General features: G+C 48.3%; 17 protein-coding genes. 12 read left to right on the top strand and 5 right to left on the bottom strand.

Translation table 11 applies throughout. The annotated features are described in order from the left end of the window. Positions 1-5 precede the first annotated feature (5 nt). The 4 genes from QZZ54_RS05295 to QZZ54_RS05280 all read right to left on the bottom strand — a co-directional run bounded on the left by QZZ54_RS05295 (position 6) and on the right by QZZ54_RS05280 (position 3819). Entirely contained in the window at positions 6-893 is an 888-nt protein-coding gene (locus QZZ54_RS05295; protein WP_290699859.1) for a branched-chain amino acid ABC transporter permease, read from the bottom strand. A gap of 93 nt (positions 894-986) precedes the next feature. Next, positions 987-2204 carry an ABC transporter substrate-binding protein gene (locus QZZ54_RS05290; RefSeq protein ID WP_290699857.1) on the bottom strand — a complete coding sequence of 406 codons (1218 nt, stop codon included), beginning with the start codon at positions 2202-2204 and terminating at the stop codon, positions 987-989. Between the two features lie 83 nt (positions 2205-2287). Then, complete coding sequence (locus QZZ54_RS05285; protein ID WP_290699855.1) at positions 2288-2998, bottom strand: ABC transporter ATP-binding protein; 711 nt, start codon at positions 2996-2998, stop codon at positions 2288-2290. After that, on the bottom strand, positions 2995-3819 hold the full coding sequence (locus QZZ54_RS05280) for an ABC transporter ATP-binding protein (protein ID WP_290699853.1): 825 nt from the start codon (positions 3817-3819) through the stop codon (positions 2995-2997). The genes QZZ54_RS05285 and QZZ54_RS05280 overlap by 4 nt, the downstream gene beginning before the upstream one ends. A gap of 289 nt (positions 3820-4108) precedes the next feature. Between QZZ54_RS05280 and QZZ54_RS05275 the strand changes: the two genes are divergently transcribed. From QZZ54_RS05275 to QZZ54_RS05220, 12 genes are all read left to right on the top strand, one after another. Then, positions 4109-4546 (top strand): MerR family DNA-binding transcriptional regulator, encoded by a 438-nt coding sequence (locus tag QZZ54_RS05275; protein WP_290699851.1) that lies wholly within the window; start codon positions 4109-4111, stop codon positions 4544-4546. A 43-nt stretch (positions 4547-4589) separates the two neighbouring features. Further along, on the top strand, positions 4590-5756 hold the full coding sequence (locus tag QZZ54_RS05270; protein ID WP_290699849.1) for an isovaleryl-CoA dehydrogenase: 1167 nt from the start codon (positions 4590-4592) through the stop codon (positions 5754-5756). Positions 5757-6015: 259 nt separating this feature from the next. Beyond that, positions 6016-7623, top strand: coding sequence for a carboxyl transferase domain-containing protein (locus QZZ54_RS05265; protein ID WP_290699848.1), 1608 nt, complete (start codon positions 6016-6018; stop codon positions 7621-7623). Between the two features lie 14 nt (positions 7624-7637). After that, positions 7638-8444, top strand: a complete 807-nt coding sequence (locus tag QZZ54_RS05260) for an enoyl-CoA hydratase/isomerase family protein (protein ID WP_290699846.1) — start codon at positions 7638-7640, stop codon at positions 8442-8444. Between the two features lie 5 nt (positions 8445-8449). Then, entirely contained in the window at positions 8450-10435 is a 1986-nt protein-coding gene (locus QZZ54_RS05255; protein ID WP_290699844.1) for an acetyl/propionyl/methylcrotonyl-CoA carboxylase subunit alpha, read from the top strand. Between the two features lie 2 nt (positions 10436-10437). Then, positions 10438-11340: a hydroxymethylglutaryl-CoA lyase gene (locus tag QZZ54_RS05250; protein WP_290699842.1), complete on the top strand. Its 903-nt coding sequence runs from the start codon at positions 10438-10440 to the stop codon at positions 11338-11340. A gap of 125 nt (positions 11341-11465) precedes the next feature. Next, a complete protein-coding gene (locus QZZ54_RS05245) occupies positions 11466-12044 on the top strand; it encodes a peroxidase-related enzyme (protein ID WP_290699840.1) in 579 nt (192 codons plus the stop codon). A gap of 100 nt (positions 12045-12144) precedes the next feature. After that, complete coding sequence (locus QZZ54_RS05240) at positions 12145-13836, top strand: AMP-binding protein (protein ID WP_290699838.1); 1692 nt, start codon at positions 12145-12147, stop codon at positions 13834-13836. Positions 13837-13930: 94 nt separating this feature from the next. Continuing rightward, positions 13931-14779, top strand: a complete 849-nt coding sequence (locus QZZ54_RS05235; RefSeq protein WP_290699836.1) for a class I SAM-dependent methyltransferase — start codon at positions 13931-13933, stop codon at positions 14777-14779. Between the two features lie 76 nt (positions 14780-14855). After that, positions 14856-16331: a DEAD/DEAH box helicase gene (locus QZZ54_RS05230; RefSeq protein WP_290699834.1), complete on the top strand. Its 1476-nt coding sequence runs from the start codon at positions 14856-14858 to the stop codon at positions 16329-16331. Between the two features lie 131 nt (positions 16332-16462). Then, a complete protein-coding gene (locus tag QZZ54_RS05225) occupies positions 16463-17401 on the top strand; it encodes a 2-dehydropantoate 2-reductase (RefSeq protein ID WP_290699832.1) in 939 nt (312 codons plus the stop codon). Positions 17402-17438: 37 nt separating this feature from the next. Next, on the top strand, positions 17439-17780 hold the full coding sequence (locus QZZ54_RS05220) for a HopJ type III effector protein (protein ID WP_290699830.1): 342 nt from the start codon (positions 17439-17441) through the stop codon (positions 17778-17780). A 393-nt stretch (positions 17781-18173) separates the two neighbouring features. Here QZZ54_RS05220 and QZZ54_RS05215 read toward each other — a convergent pair whose 3' ends face one another. Continuing rightward, positions 18174-18974: a sulfite exporter TauE/SafE family protein gene (locus QZZ54_RS05215; protein WP_290699828.1), complete on the bottom strand. Its 801-nt coding sequence runs from the start codon at positions 18972-18974 to the stop codon at positions 18174-18176. Positions 18975-19037 lie beyond the last annotated feature (63 nt).

Genomic DNA, 19037 nt, shown 5'->3' with positions numbered 1-19037 from the left:
AACTCCTACGCCTCTTTACCAAACAGACCGGCAGGCTTTATCAGCAGCACGATCACCATGACCAGGAAGATAACGGTGGCGGAAGCTTCCGGATAGAAGAACTTCGTCAATCCCTCTACCACCCCCATCAACAGACCGGTAAGAATGGCGCCACCGATAGAACCCATACCACCAATAACCACGATGGCAAACACGACAATCAAGACACTCGAGCCCATATCCGGGCTAACAGAGTACACAGGTGCAGCCAGCACTCCGGCAAAACCTGCCAGTGCAACGCCAAAACCAAATGTCAGGGTCGTGATTAGCGGGACGTTGATACCAAAGCCCTGCATCAATTGTGGATTCTCGGTACCTGCACGCAGGTATGCACCCAGTTTAGTTTTCTCGATAACCCACCAGGTACTGCCACACACTATCAGAGAAATCACGATAATCCAGGCACGGTAATTAGGTAAATACATGAACGGCAATTTAGTGCCGCCTGATAGTTCTGCAGGAATCTTATAAGGAAGGCCTGAAGAACCAAATAGATGAGTAAACACACCTTGCAATACAAGTGCGATACCAAAAGTTAGCAACAAACTGTAGAGGTGATCTTCGCCAGCAATCGGGCGTATCAAAAAACGCTCAATCAGAATTGCGATACAGCCTATTACAATCGGCACCAATATGAGCGCAGCCCAGTAGTTGATACCCATGTAGTTCAGAGCCATCCAAGCAAAGAAAGCACCGAGCATATACATCGCGCCCTGCGCGAAGTTAATAATTTTCAAAAGACCAAAAATAATCGCCAGACCTAGACTGAGCAATGCATAGAATGAGCCATTGATCAGGCCAACCAGCAATTGGCCCGAAAGAGCAAATAGATTAATTCCGAGAAAGGTCGCCATAGTCGCACCCTAGTGATTCATGTCGTTCTAGTTATAGAGGCCACCCCGGATGGGGTGGCCGGTACATCAGTACTTATTACTTAAGCGGGGTGATTACTTCGCCATAGCGAATTCACAACCACCTTTGCTAAGCTCTAAGAATGCATCATCGCCTTTGATAACTTTTTCGATAGCGAAGATGTCATTAGCGCTTGTGCGCTCGTCAGCGTTCTTGATACGAACCTGCAACATGTCGTGAACCATACGTCCATCTTTACGCAGGTAGCCATTACGAGAGAAGAAATCCTCTACTGGAGTTTCCTTCATCTTAGCCATAACTGCCTTACCTTCATCAGTACCAGCAGCTTTAACTGCGTTCAGGTAGTGCATGGTAGAGGAGTAAGCACCGGCGTGAGCCATGGAAGGAATCTTACCGTCCATACGCTCCATGTAACGCTTAGACCAAGCGCGCGTCTGATCATCCATATCCCAGTAGAAGCCAGTAGTCAGCTTCATGCCGCCAGCAATTGCTGGGTCAAGCGCCTGAGCGTTTTGAGTGAATACCAGCAGACCCGCTACATCCATCATTTCGGTAACACCGAATTCAGCAGCAGTTTTAAGCGCGTTAACCATGTCTGCGCCGGCGTTTGCCAGAGCGATAACATCAGCACCTGAGGACTGAGCCTGAAGGATATAAGAAGAGAAGTCGGTGGTACCTAGTGGAACGCGTACGCCGCCAACAATGCTGCCGCCATTATCATTGATTACGCCGGTAGCTACTTTTTCAAGTGCATGTCCAAAGGCGTAGTCAGCCGTAATAAAGAACCATTTCTCTTTACCGCCAGTAACCATTGGTTTTACAGTACCGTTAGCCAGCGCTACCACATCATAAGTCCAGTGAGCGTTGAATGGAGAACAAGCCTTAGTCGTAAATGCATGGCTAGCAGAAGCTGCAATCAGAGTGATCTTTTCAGCAGCGGTCATAACCTTAGTTACCGCACCAGTCACCGAACTAGCAACAGCGCCGTTGATCACGTCAACCTGCTCGTCATCGACCCACTTACGGGCGATACTAGAGCCAACATCTGCTTTGTTCTGATCATCAGCGGAAACAACTTCAATTGGCTTACCCAATACAGTGCCGCCAAAATCTTCAACTGCCATTTTCACAGCAACAACGCTGCCCGGACCAGCTATATCAGCGTAAACACCGCCCATATCGCCCAGTACTCCGATCTTGACTACGTCATCGGATACGCCAGCTGCCTGAACGCCCGCTACCGTTGCCAGGCTCATTGCTACCGCCAGTACAGTTTTTTTCATTAATTTCATGTGTCACTCCTGCTTGATAAATTTTTATTGTTATCGAACTTCAAGGGAATTAGGTGTCCGATCAGGTGATTATCACCCTGACCTTACACACCCAAATAGGTATTCAACATTTCCGTCTTCGCTTCCAGCTCATCCTTAAGAACTTCTTCTACGATATGACCATGCTCCATAACGTAATGGCGATCAGCAATTGGCGCCGCAAAACGGAAATTCTGCTCAACCAACAAGATAGTCAAACCACGCTTTTTCAGCATTAACAGAACTTCAGCCAGTTTTTGCACAATTACTGGAGCCAGACCTTCTGTTATCTCATCGAGTAGCAGAATATTGGCACCGGTGCGCAGAATACGGGCCATCGCCAGCATCTGCTGTTCCCCGCCGGACAGGCGAGTACCTTGGCTATAACGACGTTCAGCCAGGTTCGGGAAAATGTCATAAATTTCTTCAACGCTCATACCGTCAGAACGTACGGCCGGCGGTAACATCAGATTTTCTTCAACATTCAGGCTGGAAAAAATGCCTCGTTCTTCCGGGCAATAACCTACTCCCAGATGAGCAATTTTATGGGCCGGCATATCGATCGTTTCGTTACCATTAATATTGATAACACCGGTACGACGCCCCACCATATTCATAATCGATTTCAACGTGGTCGAACGACCAGAACCATTACGGCCCAGCAAGGTAACCAACTCACCCTGCATGATAGTCATATCGATACCATGCAGAATATGCGACTCACCGTAGTGTGAATGCAGGTCTACAATGCGGATTTTTTCACCGGTACTGCTCATTTCACTGACTCCTTCTCTGCCGCACTGGTTGCCGCACTTTCTGCAGCAATAGCGTTAGCTACTTCATCATCAGCTTCAACACCCATGTAGGCTTCACGCACCTGAGGATCCTGAGATACAGTTGCATAATCACCTTCGGTAAGAATGGCGCCACGCTGCAATACGGTAATGGTATCGGCTAACTGAGCGACTACATGTAGGTTGTGCTCTACCATCAAAATGGTTCGATTAGCCGATACCTTCTTAATAAGGTCGGCTACAACACCTACGTCCTCATGACCCATTCCCTGAGTTGGCTCATCCAGCAATAGCATTTCAGGATCAAGCGCCAGGGTGGTGGCAATTTCTAGTGCCCGCTTGCGGCCATAGGGAAGGTCTACAGTGATCGTATTGGCATAATCTTTAAGGCCCACTTCTTCAAGCAGCTCAACAGCACGATCGTTAAGTTTGTCCAGTACCTTCTCTGATTTCCAGAAATGGAAGCTATTACCTTCTTCACGCTGTAACGCAATGCGAACATTTTCCAACACACTAAGGTGCGGAAATACAGCTGAGATCTGAAACGAGCGAACTATACCCTTACGGGCGATAGCAGCGGATTTCATTGATGTAATATCTTTACCATTGAACAGAATCGTTCCGGTGGTAGGCGTTAGAAATTTAGTCAGCAGGTTAAATACAGTTGTCTTACCGGCACCATTAGGTCCGATCAGCGCGTGTATTGTTCCTCGCTCAACTTTTAGATTTACATCGTCAACGGCGGTAAAACCCTTGAATTCCTTAACCAGATTTCTGGTCTCGAGAACGTAGTCTGCACTCATGCGGAACCGGCCTCACTTATTTAATTGTTATTATTTTCGTATGAGCAAAAAAAGAATGCCCACATCAGCTTTGACGTCAAGTTAGCAATTTCCCTTACTGATTAACAAGTACTACTTTAGTCTCAATAAATGTAATTATACTCATGAATTCTACTTTATATTCAACAAATACAATGACTTACATTAATATTACTCAATACCAGCAAATCGCAACGAATTGTATTTATGCTTTACGTTTACGTAAACTTCCTCTATATTTAGACCATCACAAGAAAACAAGAAGCCTGTTATGAGCCCATCAACATATTCAATTAGCGATCTAGCCGGCGAATTTGACGTTACAACGCGCAGCATTCGCTTTTATGAAGATCAAAAATTGCTATTTCCTACCCGTCGGGGACAAACCCGTATCTTTAGCGGGCCAGACCGGGTTAGATTAAAACTGATCCTAAGGGGAAAACGTCTGGGGTTTTCGTTGGCAGAAACCCGAGAACTTTTCGAGCTATGGGATGAGAGCACCACTGGCAGCATGAAGCAGCTGGAGCTTTTAATGACCAAGATTCAAGAAAAGAAGCTGGCGCTAGAACAACAACTCAATGACATCGCCATGCTCCAGCTCGAACTGGACAGCGCTGAAAATCGCTGCCTGGATGCAATGAATGAACTTAACGAAGAACAAACCGGCCTAGAGCAACATGATTTAGCTCTGATACGGAACGCAAAATAAAGCAAAACAATAAAACACACTTAAGAAGACAGGTGGACAGGAAATGATTGCACAGTACAGCTCACTAAATTTTGGCCTGGGTGAAACTCTGGATATGCTTCGCGAACATGTAAACAGCTTCGCAGCATCTGAAATCGCACCACGGGCAGAACAGATCGATATTGATAACGAATTCCCGAATGATCTGTGGCAGAAATTCGGCGATATGGGCCTCCTGGGTATTACCGTTAGCGAAGAGTACGGCGGTGTTGGCATGGGCTATCTGGCTCATATGATCGCACTGGAAGAGATCAGCCGTGCATCTGCATCTGTCGGCCTGTCTTATGGCGCTCATTCAAACCTATGTGTTAACCAGATCAACCGTAACGGTACCCACGAGCAGAAGCTTAAATACCTGCCTAAGCTAATCAGCGGTGAGCATATTGGTGCACTGGCGATGTCCGAGCCAAACGCTGGCTCAGATGTTGTCTCCATGAAACTGTCTGCCCGTGACAACGGTGATCACTACCTGCTTAACGGCAACAAAATGTGGATTACTAACGGTCCCGATGCCCACACTTACGTTATCTATGCCAAGACCGATGTACATGCTGCGTCTAAAGGCATTACAGCATTCATCGTAGAACGTGATGCTCCTGGATTCTCCCGTCACCAGAAACTGGACAAGCTGGGCATGCGTGGATCTAACACCTGCGAACTGGTTTTCGAGGACTGTGTTGTACCTAAAGAGAACATCTTAGGCGAATTAAATGGCGGCGTTAAGGTTCTGATGTCAGGTCTGGATTACGAGCGTCTGGTACTAGCCGGCGGACCTCTGGGTATTATGCAGGCAGCGATGGATATCACTGTACCTTATACCCGTGACCGTGTTCAGTTTGGTAAAGCGATCGGCGAATTTGAGCTAGTACAGGGTAAAGTTGCCGACATGTACACCCTGATGAATGCTTCTAAGTCATACGCTTACACAGTTGCACAGGCAGCGATGCGCGGTGAAACCTCTCGTAAAGACTGTGCAGCAGTCATTCTATATACCGCCGAGATGGCAACCAAAATCGCACTGGATGCGATCCAGCTACTGGGTGGCAACGGCTACATTAACGAATTCCCAACAGGTCGTCTGTTACGTGATGCCAAGCTGTATGAAATCGGTGCAGGTACATCTGAGATCCGCCGTATGCTGATCGGCCGTGAGCTGTTCCTGAACAAGTAAGACTGTTTTTAAGTAAGTGGACACCTTCGCAAGAAGGTTTAAAGGGGGAGCTTTCTCTTCATAAAAGAAGCCCCCCCTTCTTTTTCACACTGACAACAGAACAATAAGAAAGGAATTGAGTAATAACTATATGAGCCCAGGTTAAAAAGGTAGTCGAAAACGAATAATAGGAATTTACAGCTGTAAGTTCATATATCCGACTTTTCACCGCCCTATACCTCAGCGCAACGGTTATTGCACAACTCCGAGAGGACAATTGATGGCTACTATAAATTCTAAAATCAATTCCCGTGCTGAAGATTTCCGCGCCAACTATGATTCAATGGCAGAAGTGGTAACCGACCTTCGGGAAAAAACGTCACAAATTCATCAGGGTGGCGGCGCCAAGTATCAGGAACGCCACTTATCACGCGGCAAGTTACTTCCCCGCGAACGTGTCAATACCCTTCTTGATGAAGGCTCACCTTTGCTTGAACTATCACAGCTGGCCGCTTATGGCGTCTACGATGACGATATTCCAGCAGCAGGTATCATTACCGGTATTGGCCGGGTTAGTGGTCAGGAATGCATGATCATTGCAAACGACGCGACAGTTAAAGGTGGAACTTACTTTCCACTGACTGTTAAAAAGCACCTGCGTGCACAAGAGATCGCTGAGCAAAACCACCTGCCTTGTATCTACCTGGTTGATTCTGGTGGTGCTAACCTACCCCAGCAGGACGATGTATTCCCAGACCGGGATCACTTCGGCCGCATTTTCTACAACCAGGCACGTATGTCGTCTAAAGGGATTCCACAGATCGCTGTTGTAATGGGTCTCTGTACTGCAGGTGGTGCATATGTACCGGCCATGGCAGACGAGTCTATTATTGTTCGTGAACAGGGTACTATCTTCCTGGCTGGTCCTCCGCTGGTTAAAGCGGCAACGGGTGAAGTTGTTAGTGCTGAAGACTTGGGCGGTGCAGATGTTCACTGTAAAGTATCCGGCGTAGCCGATCACTATGCTGAGAACGACCATCACGCACTGGAAATTGCCCGCACCTGTGTGGCCAATCTCAATCGTCGTAAAGATATTAATATCAAGACTCAGCCAACTAAAGCACCGCTCTACCCGGCTGACGATCTATACGGCATTGTCGGTACCGACCTTAGAAAACCTTATGATGTACGTGAAGTTATTGCGCGTATTGTCGACGGTTCTGAATTTGATGAATTCAAAAAACTATACGGTACGACTCTGGTAACTGGTTTTGCACATATCCACGGCTATCCAGTTGGCATCGTCGCTAACAACGGCATCCTGTTCGGCGAGTCCGCTCAGAAAGGCGCACACTTTATCGAACTGTGCTGTCAGCGCAAGATCCCACTACTATTCCTACAGAATATCACCGGCTTTATGGTCGGCCAAAAGTACGAGTCGGAAGGTATTGCCAAGCATGGCGCCAAGATGGTTACGGCGGTTGCCTGTGCCGATGTACCTAAATTTACAGTTCTTATTGGCGGCAGCTTCGGTGCCGGTAACTACGGTATGTGTGGTCGCGCTTACAGCCCTAACATGATGTTCATGTGGCCAAATGCCCGTATCTCAGTAATGGGTGGCGAACAGGCTGCCGGTGTGCTGGCAACCGTTAAGCGTGACAACATGGATCGCGTCGGTGAAGAGTGGTCTACGGATGAAGAAGCTGAATTCAAACAGCCAATCATCGATACCTATGAGCATCAAGGTCACCCTTACTATGCTTCAGCCCGTCTTTGGGATGATGGCGTAATAGACCCGACTCAGACTCGTGATGTTATCGGCATGAGCCTTTCCGCAGCATTGAATAAGCCGGTGGGTGAAACCCGTTTCGGCGTATTCCGCATGTAACGGAGGGCCTGACTATGAATACTGATTCAAATAATCAACTGGTGCTGCTGGAAAAAAGCAGTAACGGTGTCGCCCAGCTAATCATCAATCGTCCAGAAGTGCACAATGCTTTTGATGACGATGTAATTGAGCAGCTGATTGCCAACCTGGAAGCCACTAACGAAGACCCTGAAGTCCGGGTATTGGTTCTACGCTCCCGCGGTAAAAACTTCTCTGCTGGCGCCGACCTGGCCTGGATGAAACGCATGGCTCAGAACAGTCATGAAGAGAATATGGTAGATGCGGGTCGTCTGGCTCGCCTGATGGAAGTTCTAAATGACCACTCCAAGCCGACTATCGCGCTGGTTCAAGGTGCCGCCTATGGTGGTGCCGTCGGTCTCGCAGCCTGTTGCGATATTGTTATCGCAGCTGAAAGCAGTGGCTTCTGTCTGTCTGAAGTGAAGATTGGCTTAATCCCTGCGGTTATCAGCCCTTACGTTGTTCGTGCTATTGGCGAACGACAGTCACGTCGCTACTTTGTCACCGCTGAACTCTTTAATGCCCGTACGGCACAAGAATTTGGTCTGGTACATGAAGTAGTAGAAAGCGTGGAACAACTGGATGAAGCCTGTGACCGTTTTATCGCTACCTTGCGTAAAAACAGCCCTCAGGCAATGAAAGCTGCAAAAGATCTGATCTTCGCAGTCAGCCAGAAGGAGATCACGAAAGAAGTGATCGATGATACCGCCCGTCGCATTGCAGACATCCGTGTCAGCGGCGAAGGACAGGAAGGACTAGGATCTTTCCTGCAAAAGCGTAAACCGAACTGGATCCAGGAGTAAGCGGCATGTTTAGTAAAATTCTTATAGCTAACCGCGGCGAGATCGCTTGCCGTGTTATTCAGACCGCACACCGCATGGGTATCCGCTGTGTTGCTGTCTATTCTGAAGCAGACCGTAACGCACGTCATGTTGCGATGGCTGACGAAGCCTTTCTGTTAGGACCAGCGCCCAGCAGTGAAAGTTACCTTCGGGCTGACAAAATTCTTGAGATTGCCAAACAATCCGGCGCTCAGGCTGTTCACCCAGGCTATGGTTTCCTGTCTGAAAATGCTCAATTCGCTCAAGCTTGTGCTGATAACGGCATTGAGTTTATCGGACCACCAACCGGCGCTATCGAGGCGATGGGTTCAAAGTCTGCTGCAAAAGAGATTATGTCCCACGCATCAGTACCTTTAGTACCGGGTTATCACGGTGATGACCAGACCCATGCTGTACTGAAAGAAGAATCAGTCAAGTGTGGCTTCCCACAACTGCTAAAAGCGGTTGCCGGTGGCGGTGGTAAAGGCATGCGGGTGGTTAACTCTATCGATGAGTTCGATGAAGCCCTGACTTCGGCTTGCCGTGAGTCAAAAAAGGCTTTTGGTAACTCCGATATGCTGATTGAGCGCTACTTGACTCAACCACGTCACGTAGAGATTCAGGTGTTCTGCGATAAGCAGGGCAACGGCGTCTATCTGGCGGAACGTGACTGCTCGGTACAGCGTCGTCACCAGAAAGTTATTGAAGAAGCACCTGCTCCAAACCTTTCTGACGAAACCCGTAAAGCTATGGGTGACGCGGCCGTTCGTGCGGCCCAGGCAATTGACTACGTCGGTGCCGGTACGGTCGAGTTTCTGTATGACGTGGATGGTTCTTTCTACTTCATGGAGATGAACACCCGTCTACAGGTAGAGCACCCCGTTACCGAACTGATCACCGGACAAGATTTGGTGGAATGGCAGCTACGTATCGCCAGTGGTGAACCACTGCCACAGCAGCAGGATGAGGTCCGTGTCCACGGTCACGCTCTGGAAGCCCGTATTTATGCCGAAGATCCGGATAATGAGTTCCTCCCAGCTACCGGTACCCTGCACTACCTGCGTACTCCGGAAGAAAGCCAGCACGTGCGGGTTGATACCGGCGTAGTAGAAGGTGACGAAGTCAGCGTATTTTACGACCCAATGATCGCTAAGCTGATTGTCTGGGATGATGACCGTGACCGTGCTATCGCGCGAATGGAAAAGGCACTTGAGGAATACCGCATCAGCGGCCTTAAAACTAACCTGCGATTCCTACGTAACCTGGCTGGTAGCGCTCCATTCAAAGCACTGGATCTGGATACCGGCTTTATCGAGAAGCATGAAAAACTGCTGTTCCCTGCCAGCAACCTGGATGTTCAGTATTGCTTGGTAATGGCCGCCTGCTTCTTCGGCGAAAAGACCAAACAACAAGCGACGAATCCGGATGATGCGTACTCACCTTTTGGTCACCAGAACAGCTGGCGCGTTAACTCTGAGTATGCCCGCCCACTCAAGCTAATTCATAACGAAGCTGAGTATGACCTGAGCATTGTCGAGCAGAACGGTCAGTACCAGATACAGGTTGGCGATGCTAGCTATCTGGTATCTGCACAGCTCAACGATGACAAACTTGATGTAATCATCAACGGTCACCGCCTTAGTGTGCATCTGTTTAATGATGGTGACGACCTGACCTTGTTCCATGAAGGCGAACAGTTTATCTGCGAACAGCACCGTGAAAGCTTCATTACCGACGATAGCGCCGGTGATAACAGCCTGACTGCACCAATGAACGGCGCCGTTGTTGCGGTACTGGTTGAAGCTGGTCAGGAAGTTAAAAAAGGCGAAACCGTAGTAATCATGGAAGCGATGAAGATGGAGCACAGCCTGAAGGCACCGCATGACGGTACTGTGGCTGAAGTCTACTTCGCTGAAGGTGATCTGGTTGAAGATGGCGCTGAGCTTATTTCGCTAAACGCTGCGGAGGACTAAGCATGGCTTTTCCTAAGCATGTTCGCTTATTCGAAATGGGGGCCCGCGATGGTCTCCAGAATGAATCAGGACCGGTAATCGACACCGCTATTAAGGTTGAACTTATCAACCAACTTAGCGATACCGGCCTGACGCATATCGAAGCGGCCAGTTTTGTCTCGCCTAAGTGGGTACCTCAGATGGGCGATGCCAGTGCCGTTATGGCTGGCATCACCCGCAAATCAGGTATTACCTATTCAGCACTGACGCCTAACTTAAAAGGGCTGGAAGGCGCAATTGCTGCCGGCGTGGATGAGGTAGCCGTATTTGGTGCAGCATCTGAAGCTTTCACCCAAAAGAACATCAATTGTTCTATTAAGGAAAGCCTGGAGCGCTTCGCACCAGTGATTGAAATGGCTAAAGAGCACAACATCCGGGTGCGGGGCTATGTCTCCACCGTGATGGGCTGCCCTTATGATGGCGATATCGATCCTGCACAGGTTGCTGCGGTAAGCCGTGACCTCATGGACATGGGCTGCTACGAAATATCCTTGGGTGACACTATCGGTGCTGGTACACCGCTGAAAGCAAAACGAATGCTCGAAGCGGTAGCCAAACAAGTACCTGTTGCAAACCTGGCAGCACACTTCCATGACACTTACGGTCAGGCCCTGGCCAACCTGTATGCTGTTGTTGAAGAAGGTGTTGCGGTAATCGATGCTTCTGTCGCAGGACTTGGAGGCTGCCCTTACGCTAAAGGTGCTTCCGGTAATGTGGCGACCGAAGACGTGCTCTACATGCTTAACGGATTAGGTATTGAGACCGGCGTTGATCTACAGAAACTGGCACAAACCGGTCATTGGATCACCGCTCAACTTGGCCGTAGCAGTGGTTCAAAAGTAGCACTGGCGCTAGGGTGTAAATAAGAGCCGCAGCTAAGCCAGCAGCAAAAGGGGAAGCCTTGATCTGAACGCTTGAAATCAGATGAGGGTTTACCCTAATATAGCGATATTAAAACCGCTCTGACATAACAATAATACGGAGTAATACGATGTCTCAACCGGATCATGTTACCGCGTTAGATCTGAAATACCCGGCGCGCGATGAACTATCGCCGGAGTTCAAAAAATATTTCGAAGTCTGCGATGAAAAGCTGGGCATGGTACCTAATGTACTGACCGCCTACAGCCAGAACGCAGCTCAATTAGACGTATTCTCTAAGTTTTATAATGAGCTTATGTTCGGCGAAGGCAATCTGACGACACTGGAACGCGAGATGATCGCTGTTGCCGTGTCCTCACAGAATCACTGCTTCTACTGCATCGTCGCCCACGGCGCTGCGGTTCGTACTTATTCTGAAGACCCTGCTCTGGGCGAACTGATGGCGATTAATTATCGGGCTGCAGAGCTGTCTCAGCGACATCGCTCAATGCTCGATTTTGCCGTAAAGATGACCGTTGCCGCAGATTCAATTGAAGAGGAAGACCGTCAGGCACTACGTGATGCCGGCTTCTCCGATCAGGACATCTGGGATATCGCCAACGTAGCCGGTTTTTACAATATGACGAACCGAGTTGCCAGTGCGGTAGATATGCAGCCCAACCCTGAGTATCACGCACAGGCGCGTTAACCGAATTAACTATCTTAATTAAAGCGAGAGCCCAGGTGTTCGAACTGTCAGACAGGACAATAAAGCTCTCCGCTGATAAGAATAAGGAAGGGATATAGCAATGAGTAATGCAAAACCCAGTTATACAAGCGGTACCAGTAATAAACCGCTACTAGGCATGACCATCGGCGATAAGTTCGATGAAATCTGTGCCACCTACCCTGACAACGATGCATTGATTGTACATTTTCAGGATATTCGTTGGACCTACGATGACCTGCGCCAGCAAGTAGAACAGTGTGCCCGCGCCCTTCTAGCTGTCGGCGTTAAAGCCGGTGACCGGGTAGGCATGTGGTCACCAAATTGCGCACAATGGACCGTCACCCAGTTCGCCACGGCTAAAGTTGGCGCCATTCTGGTGAATATCAACCCCGCATACCGACTGCACGAGCTGGAATATTCCATGAACCAGTCAGGCACTAAGTTCCTGGTAACTGCGGACAGCTTTAAACATTCCAATTACACTCAGATGCTGCTGGAACTTGCGCCAGAGCTGAATAGCTGCGAAAAAGGCCAGCTTAAATCTGAAAAGCTGAAAACATTGGAATGCATTATTAACCTTTCGGAAGAACAGCACCCAGGTATGTGGCGCTGGAACGACTTCGTCGAAGAGGCTAGCAAGGTAGAGCTCTCAGAAGTCGAAGCAACTCAGGCAAAGCTGCAGTTCGATGATGCTATCAACATTCAATACACTTCGGGTACCACCGGCTTCCCTAAAGGAGCAACCCTAAGTCACCATAACATTCTTAACAACGGCTATTTTGTTGGCGAAAGTCAGAACTTAACCGATAAAGACCGCCTGGTCATTCCAGTACCACTCTACCACTGCTTTGGCATGGTTATGGGTAACTTGGGTTGCATGACGCATGGTGCAGCCATGATCTATCCGACTGATGGTTTCGATCCTAAATCAGTACTGGAAGCGATTCAGAAAGAGAAAGCCACTGCGTTATATGGCGTTCCGACGATGTTTATCGCCGAGCTGGAAGATCCTGATTTTGATAATTATGATCTGTCTTCCTTGCGCACCGGCATCATGGCAGGTGCCATTTGCCCTGCTGAGGTGATGAAAGCGGTAAACACAAAGATGAATATGCAAGAGGTTCAGATCGCCTATGGCATGACTGAAACCAGCCCGGTTTCGACTCAAACTGCAGCCGACGATCCGTTCGAGAAACGAGTAACTACTGTTGGCCGTACTCAGCCGCATCTGGAAACTAAGATCGTCAACGCAGCAACAGGACGAACTGTTGCCCGCGGTGAGATTGGCGAGCTTTGTACCCGTGGTTACAGCGTCATGCTGAAATACTGGAACAACGAAGAGGGCACCAAAGGCTCTATCGATGTAAACGGCTGGATGCATACCGAAGACCTGGCAACCATGGATGAAGAAGGTTATATCCAGATCGTGGGTCGTATCAAAGATATGGTTATCCGTGGTGGTGAGAACGTCTATCCAAAAGAGATTGAAGAGTTCCTATACACTCACCCGGGTATTAGCGACGTTCAGGTTACCGGTGTACCGGACAAAAAATTCGGTGAAGAACTGATTGCCTGGGTTAAACTCAATGGTGATTCCGATAGCGTGACTGAAGAGCAGCTTCGGGCTTTCTGTAAGGGCAAGATCACGCACTTTAAAGTACCGCGCTACTTTAAATTCGTGGAAGAGTTCCCGATGACAGTTACCGGTAAGATCCAAAAATTCAAGATGCGTGAAGTCTCTATCAAAGAGCTGGGATTAGATGATATCTAATACTGCTTTTTTGTCTGATGAACATACGGGGGCTCCCTAACAGGAGCCCCCGTTTTAGATTAAGCAATCGGTAAAATAACAACAGGGATAGACGATGGGCATAGATCATCACTATAGCGATCATATGAATGAAGAGACACTGCTCTCTCAACTACGCGAACGTTACCCCGAAGGGCCTACCATCTATCAACTGGCTCCCATAGACCAGCTCCATATTGGCGGCATCAAAGCCTCTGAGAAACTGCTGCTACAACTGGAGAAGATACAACCAAAAAGGATTCTTGAGATTGGCTCCGGCACTGGCGGTCTGATGCGCCTGATCTCTAACCGCTTTAACACAGAAATATCTGCTATCGAAATAACCACAGTTGATATCACCCACCGATTTAATACGCTCAACCGATCAATAACCGAACTGTTCAGCAAAGACATTTCCGTTAGAATAGTTACCTGTGATGCACAACAGCTCCCTTTTGCTGATAATAGTTTCGATTGCATCATCTTTCAGCACAGTCTGCTGAATATACCCGATACAGAAGACTGTCTGCGCGAGTGTCGCAGGGTTATGGACACAAACAGTACTCTCTTGCTTCATGAAGTAATTCAAGGCCCTAATCCGGAGCAAATGCGCTACCCCGTACCTTGGGCGCGTACCGCTGATCAATCTCACCTGCTAACCCTGAGAGAGTTAACTGAAATTTTGGAAGTGAGTGGCTTTACCCTGGACAATACTGATCACTGGTCAGAAGAGGCACTAGCCTGGCGCAAACGGCAGACGAGCAAAGAAAATAACACCGACACCCCTACGAAGAAAATTACTCCCATCTCACCCACTCAGATTCTAGGTGATGATTTTAACAAAATGGCACCAAATCTAATCGCCAACCTAAGCGGCGGTTCCATAGAAGTTTGGCAACTCAGCTGCACCCTGCAAACGGCATAAATACTGCCATTTAGACCGCCTTTCCTGTATCCTTCGCGCTTCTGTCATTTTGACACTTCAGTTATAGAGAGAGTGCATGAAATTTACCGAGCTGGGCCTGTCGGCACCGATACTCAATGCCATTACCGATAAAGGTTACGAGACCCCTTCTCCGATTCAGGCGCAGGCTATTCCTGCCGTACTGGAAGGCAAGGATCTGATGGCAGCAGCTCAGACCGGTACCGGAAAAACGGCGGGCTTTACCCTGCCACTTCTCGAGCTGCTTAGCCGTGGTGAACGCGCCCAGGGCAATCAGATTCGTGCACTCATTCTCACTCCCACTCGTGAATTGGCCGCTCAGGTTGCTGAAAGTGTTCACGACTACGGTAAGCACCTGCCGTTGAGATCCACCGCTGTCTTTGGCGGTGTGAGTATTAATCCGCAGATGATGCAGCTTCGTAAAGGTATCGATATTCTTATCGCTACTCCTGGCCGTCTAATGGACCTCTACAACCAAAACGCTGTTAAATTTAACAAAGTTGAAGTTCTGGTTCTGGATGAAGCTGACCGAATGCTGGACATGGGCTTTATCCACGATATTAAAAGAGTCATCAGCCTACTGCCGCAGAAGCGCCAGAATCTGATGTTCTCCGCTACCTTTTCTGACTCTATCCGTACTCTGGCAAAAGGCCTGGTCAACAATCCGGTAGAGATATCCGTTACACCGCGTAACGCAGCAGCAACCTCCGTGAAACAGTGGATCTGCCCGGTTGATAAGAAACAGAAAGCGCGCCTATTCACTGAGCTGGTTAAAGAACACCAGTGGCACCAGGTACTGGTATTTACCCGCACCAAGCGAGGGGCGAACCAACTTGTTAAGCATCTAGACTCTGAAAAAATTAATGCCTCGGCCATCCATGGCAATAAGAGCCAGGGCGCACGAACCAAAGCCCTTGCAGAGTTCAAGCAAGGTAAAGTGCAGGTATTGGTTGCAACTGACATTGCAGCACGTGGACTGGACATTGAGCAGCTCCCTCAGGTAGTTAACTTTGACCTGCCAAATGTTGCTGAAGACTATGTCCACCGAATTGGTCGTACCGGCCGCGCTGGTGCAACTGGTCAGGCGATATCGTTGGTCAGCGCTGATGAGTTTGATCAGCTATCTGATATCGAGAACCTGATTGGTAAGATACTGGAACGTGAAGAGGTACTGGGATTCCAGCCGTTACACAATCTACCCGAATCAAGTCTGAATACCCGTAAGCGCAAGCCTAATAAGCCTAAAAGACAGAGCACTGGGCATAAAGATGGACAACGTTCCTCCGATGTCGCCCGGGGCCATAAACCCACTGGCAAAAACAAACGCCACCGCGCCTCTGGTGGCAATCAGGAACAGAAATCGAACGGTGGCAATGCCCCACAAGGCCAGAAAGCACAAGCTAAGCCTGCACAAAGAGCTGCATCAGGCGCCAAGCCCTCTGGAAACAGTCAGCAACCAGCTAGTCGTGGTGGACGCTCCGGTAGTCGAACTAACAGTACCGCAAAACCAAGCCAACGTTCTGGCAACCGTTAATCATTCCGGGGCTTAAAAACCCCGGTAACTTCCAAGTTTTTACCTAAGTTGATAATTACAGACTGGAAATCACCCTCTCTGCAGGTATAGTTCTATCCTCAGCCCAAAAGTGATCTGAAAGGTAGCAGACTATGCGATTTCTTTTTATCGGTGCCGGTGGGATTGGTTGTTACTACGGCGCCAAACTCCAACTTCAGGGACATCATGTTTGTTACCTGGCTCGTGGCGAACATCTACAAGCCTTGCAACAGAAAGGCTTACGCGTCAGCCATCAGGATCTTAATTTCAATGCGCAGGTTGAAGCTGTCGATATTGAGGCCCTGAAGAAAGACTATCAATGCGCTGATTTTGACCTCATTCTGCTAACCCTTAAAGCAGGCGCGACTTCGTCTATTTTATCCCAGTTAGAGTCTTGGCTAACCTCCTCAGAAGTGCCTGTTTTATCTCTTCAGAATGGCGTAGATAATGAGCCGATGATAGAACAGGCTCTGGGACGCTATCGCACGATAGGCGGGCTCGCAGTACGTATCGGCGGGCATATCATTGCACCTGGTAAAATAGAAGCTACGGGGCCCGCTCAGGTCGTTTTCGGTAGCTGGCCCAATCACAGCAGTACACAGATATTCAGCCCTGCTTCACTGACGTTATTTGCCGAAGCATTTAACGGTGCGGGCATCCCTGCACGAATCAGCAACGACATACGCCATGAATTATGGCGTAAGCTTCTCATCAACAATGGCGTTAATCCCCTTTCCGCCCTGACTCGCCTTGATACCCGCAGCCTGACATCTCATCCTACCTATGGCAAAACAGTCTATCGGATGATGCAGGAAGTGGCCGCCGTATCACAAGCTGATGATGTCGACCTAAATCAGCAAGACATCGATGAGATGTTTGAACTGATTAGCAGCTTCGACGCTATCAAAACCTCGATGTTAGTAGATAAAGAGAAAAACAGACCACTAGAATTAGATGGCATCAGCGGTGCTGTCATCAAGCGCGCACAACAGTTAGGTATTGATGTACCCAATACAGAACTAGTTCACGCACTGTTACAGCAACAAGAGTAAATCACTCTTTTTAAAAATATAGAGACTGGAATCTTATATGAATCTGCAACAGTTCATACAACAGCTTAATACCCCTGAAAATATAGACTTTGAAGATACAATGGCTGTTATCACAGCGAGCTATGAATACTCTCCTACCCGCTTCAACAATGGTGAGCTCATCAATGAAGCGAGCACCAATGAAGGCTCTTGCAAGATCTTTGCCTTTGCCCAACTCAACAACTTGTCAGAGCAACAGACTCTCAACTGTTTTGGTCGCTTTTATCACAAAGATGTACTGGAAAACCCTCAAGGCAGCGATCATGGCAATATTCGAAACTTTATGCAGCAGGGCTGGAGTGGAATTAGTTTCGACCAAGCACCACTTAAAGCGAAATAAAATCCCGGACATAGTAACCCATTAGGAAAAAGCCAAATCAACCGCTGTCTCTAAATAAAGACACAGAGGTCGCATTAAGAAGACAAATTAAGACTTTTTCCTATATCTCTATTACGACAATATAGAGATACTATCCCCGTTGGATCGACGCTCTTCAAGGACTGAAGAAACAACTGGGGGACAAGGAAGTAAGAACGCGATAAGGACATTACCTATCGGCAGGAAGCTGACCGGTATTTCGCATGAAATTTCCAAGGATGGAAAGCCTCTTCCAGGATTTCGAAGAGGTTACAGTAAGGACCTGCTTTTAGCTGGGATTAAGAAAAGAGCTCATGGAATTGACGCTCTTTTTTTTCGCCTACCCTTTTTTACTTAAGAGCAGTCACTTTTTATTCAAATAACAGAACTAATCATTTTAATTGCCAGGCCCAGCAGCAATACAGCAAAGACTTTCTTCAATACCGGCACCGGGAGCAGATGAGCAACATGCGCACCCAGAGAGGCCGTCAGAAAACTCATCATAGAGATCAGAACTACGCCCGGCAGATAGATAAAGCCGAACACATAGTCGATATTCAAATCGACAGATAAGCCATTCACCAGATATCCTATAGTACCCGCAACTGAGATCGGCAAACCAATGGCCGCTGAAGTGCCAATCGCTTTCTTTACATCAATATTATGCCAACTGAGAAAAGGCACTGTCAGGGTCCCGCCACCAATAGAAACCAGCGCTGAAACACTCCCTATAATACTTCCCGCTGCTAACAGTCCGGTCCTGCCTGGTAATATCCGAGTCGGTTTAGGCTTCATATTAAGGAACATCTGAGTAGAGGCATACACTAGGAAGCAGGAAAAAAAGATTCCCAGCACCTTCGAGCTAAGCACCGCCGCCAGAAAGGTGGCCAAAAATGCGCCTACAACAATTCCCGGAGCGATCAGTCTAACCACATCCCAGAGAACGCCGCCCTTTTTATGGTGAGCACGCATGCTGGAGATTGAAGTAACGACTATAGAAGCCATAGACGTTCCCAGCGCCAAATGAACAACCTGCTCCAGTGGAATCCCCTGCCAGATAAACAACGAAGTCAGCGCCGGCACCATTACCAAGCCACCCCCAATCCCTAGCAGTCCTGCCAGAAATCCAACAACAGCTCCCAGAGCCAAGAAGGAGACAATCAGTTCAATTTCCATATTTAGTACCTGTAAAAAGATAAAAAAAACCGCGACTATTGTCGCGGCTTTGAACGAAATAAC

The sequence above is a fragment of the Amphritea sp. genome, from assembly GCF_016744155.1.
Lineage (GTDB): Bacteria > Pseudomonadota > Gammaproteobacteria > Pseudomonadales > Balneatricaceae > Amphritea.
Note: the sequence above shows the minus strand (reverse complement) of the source record. Positions and strands in the feature narration are given on the sequence as shown.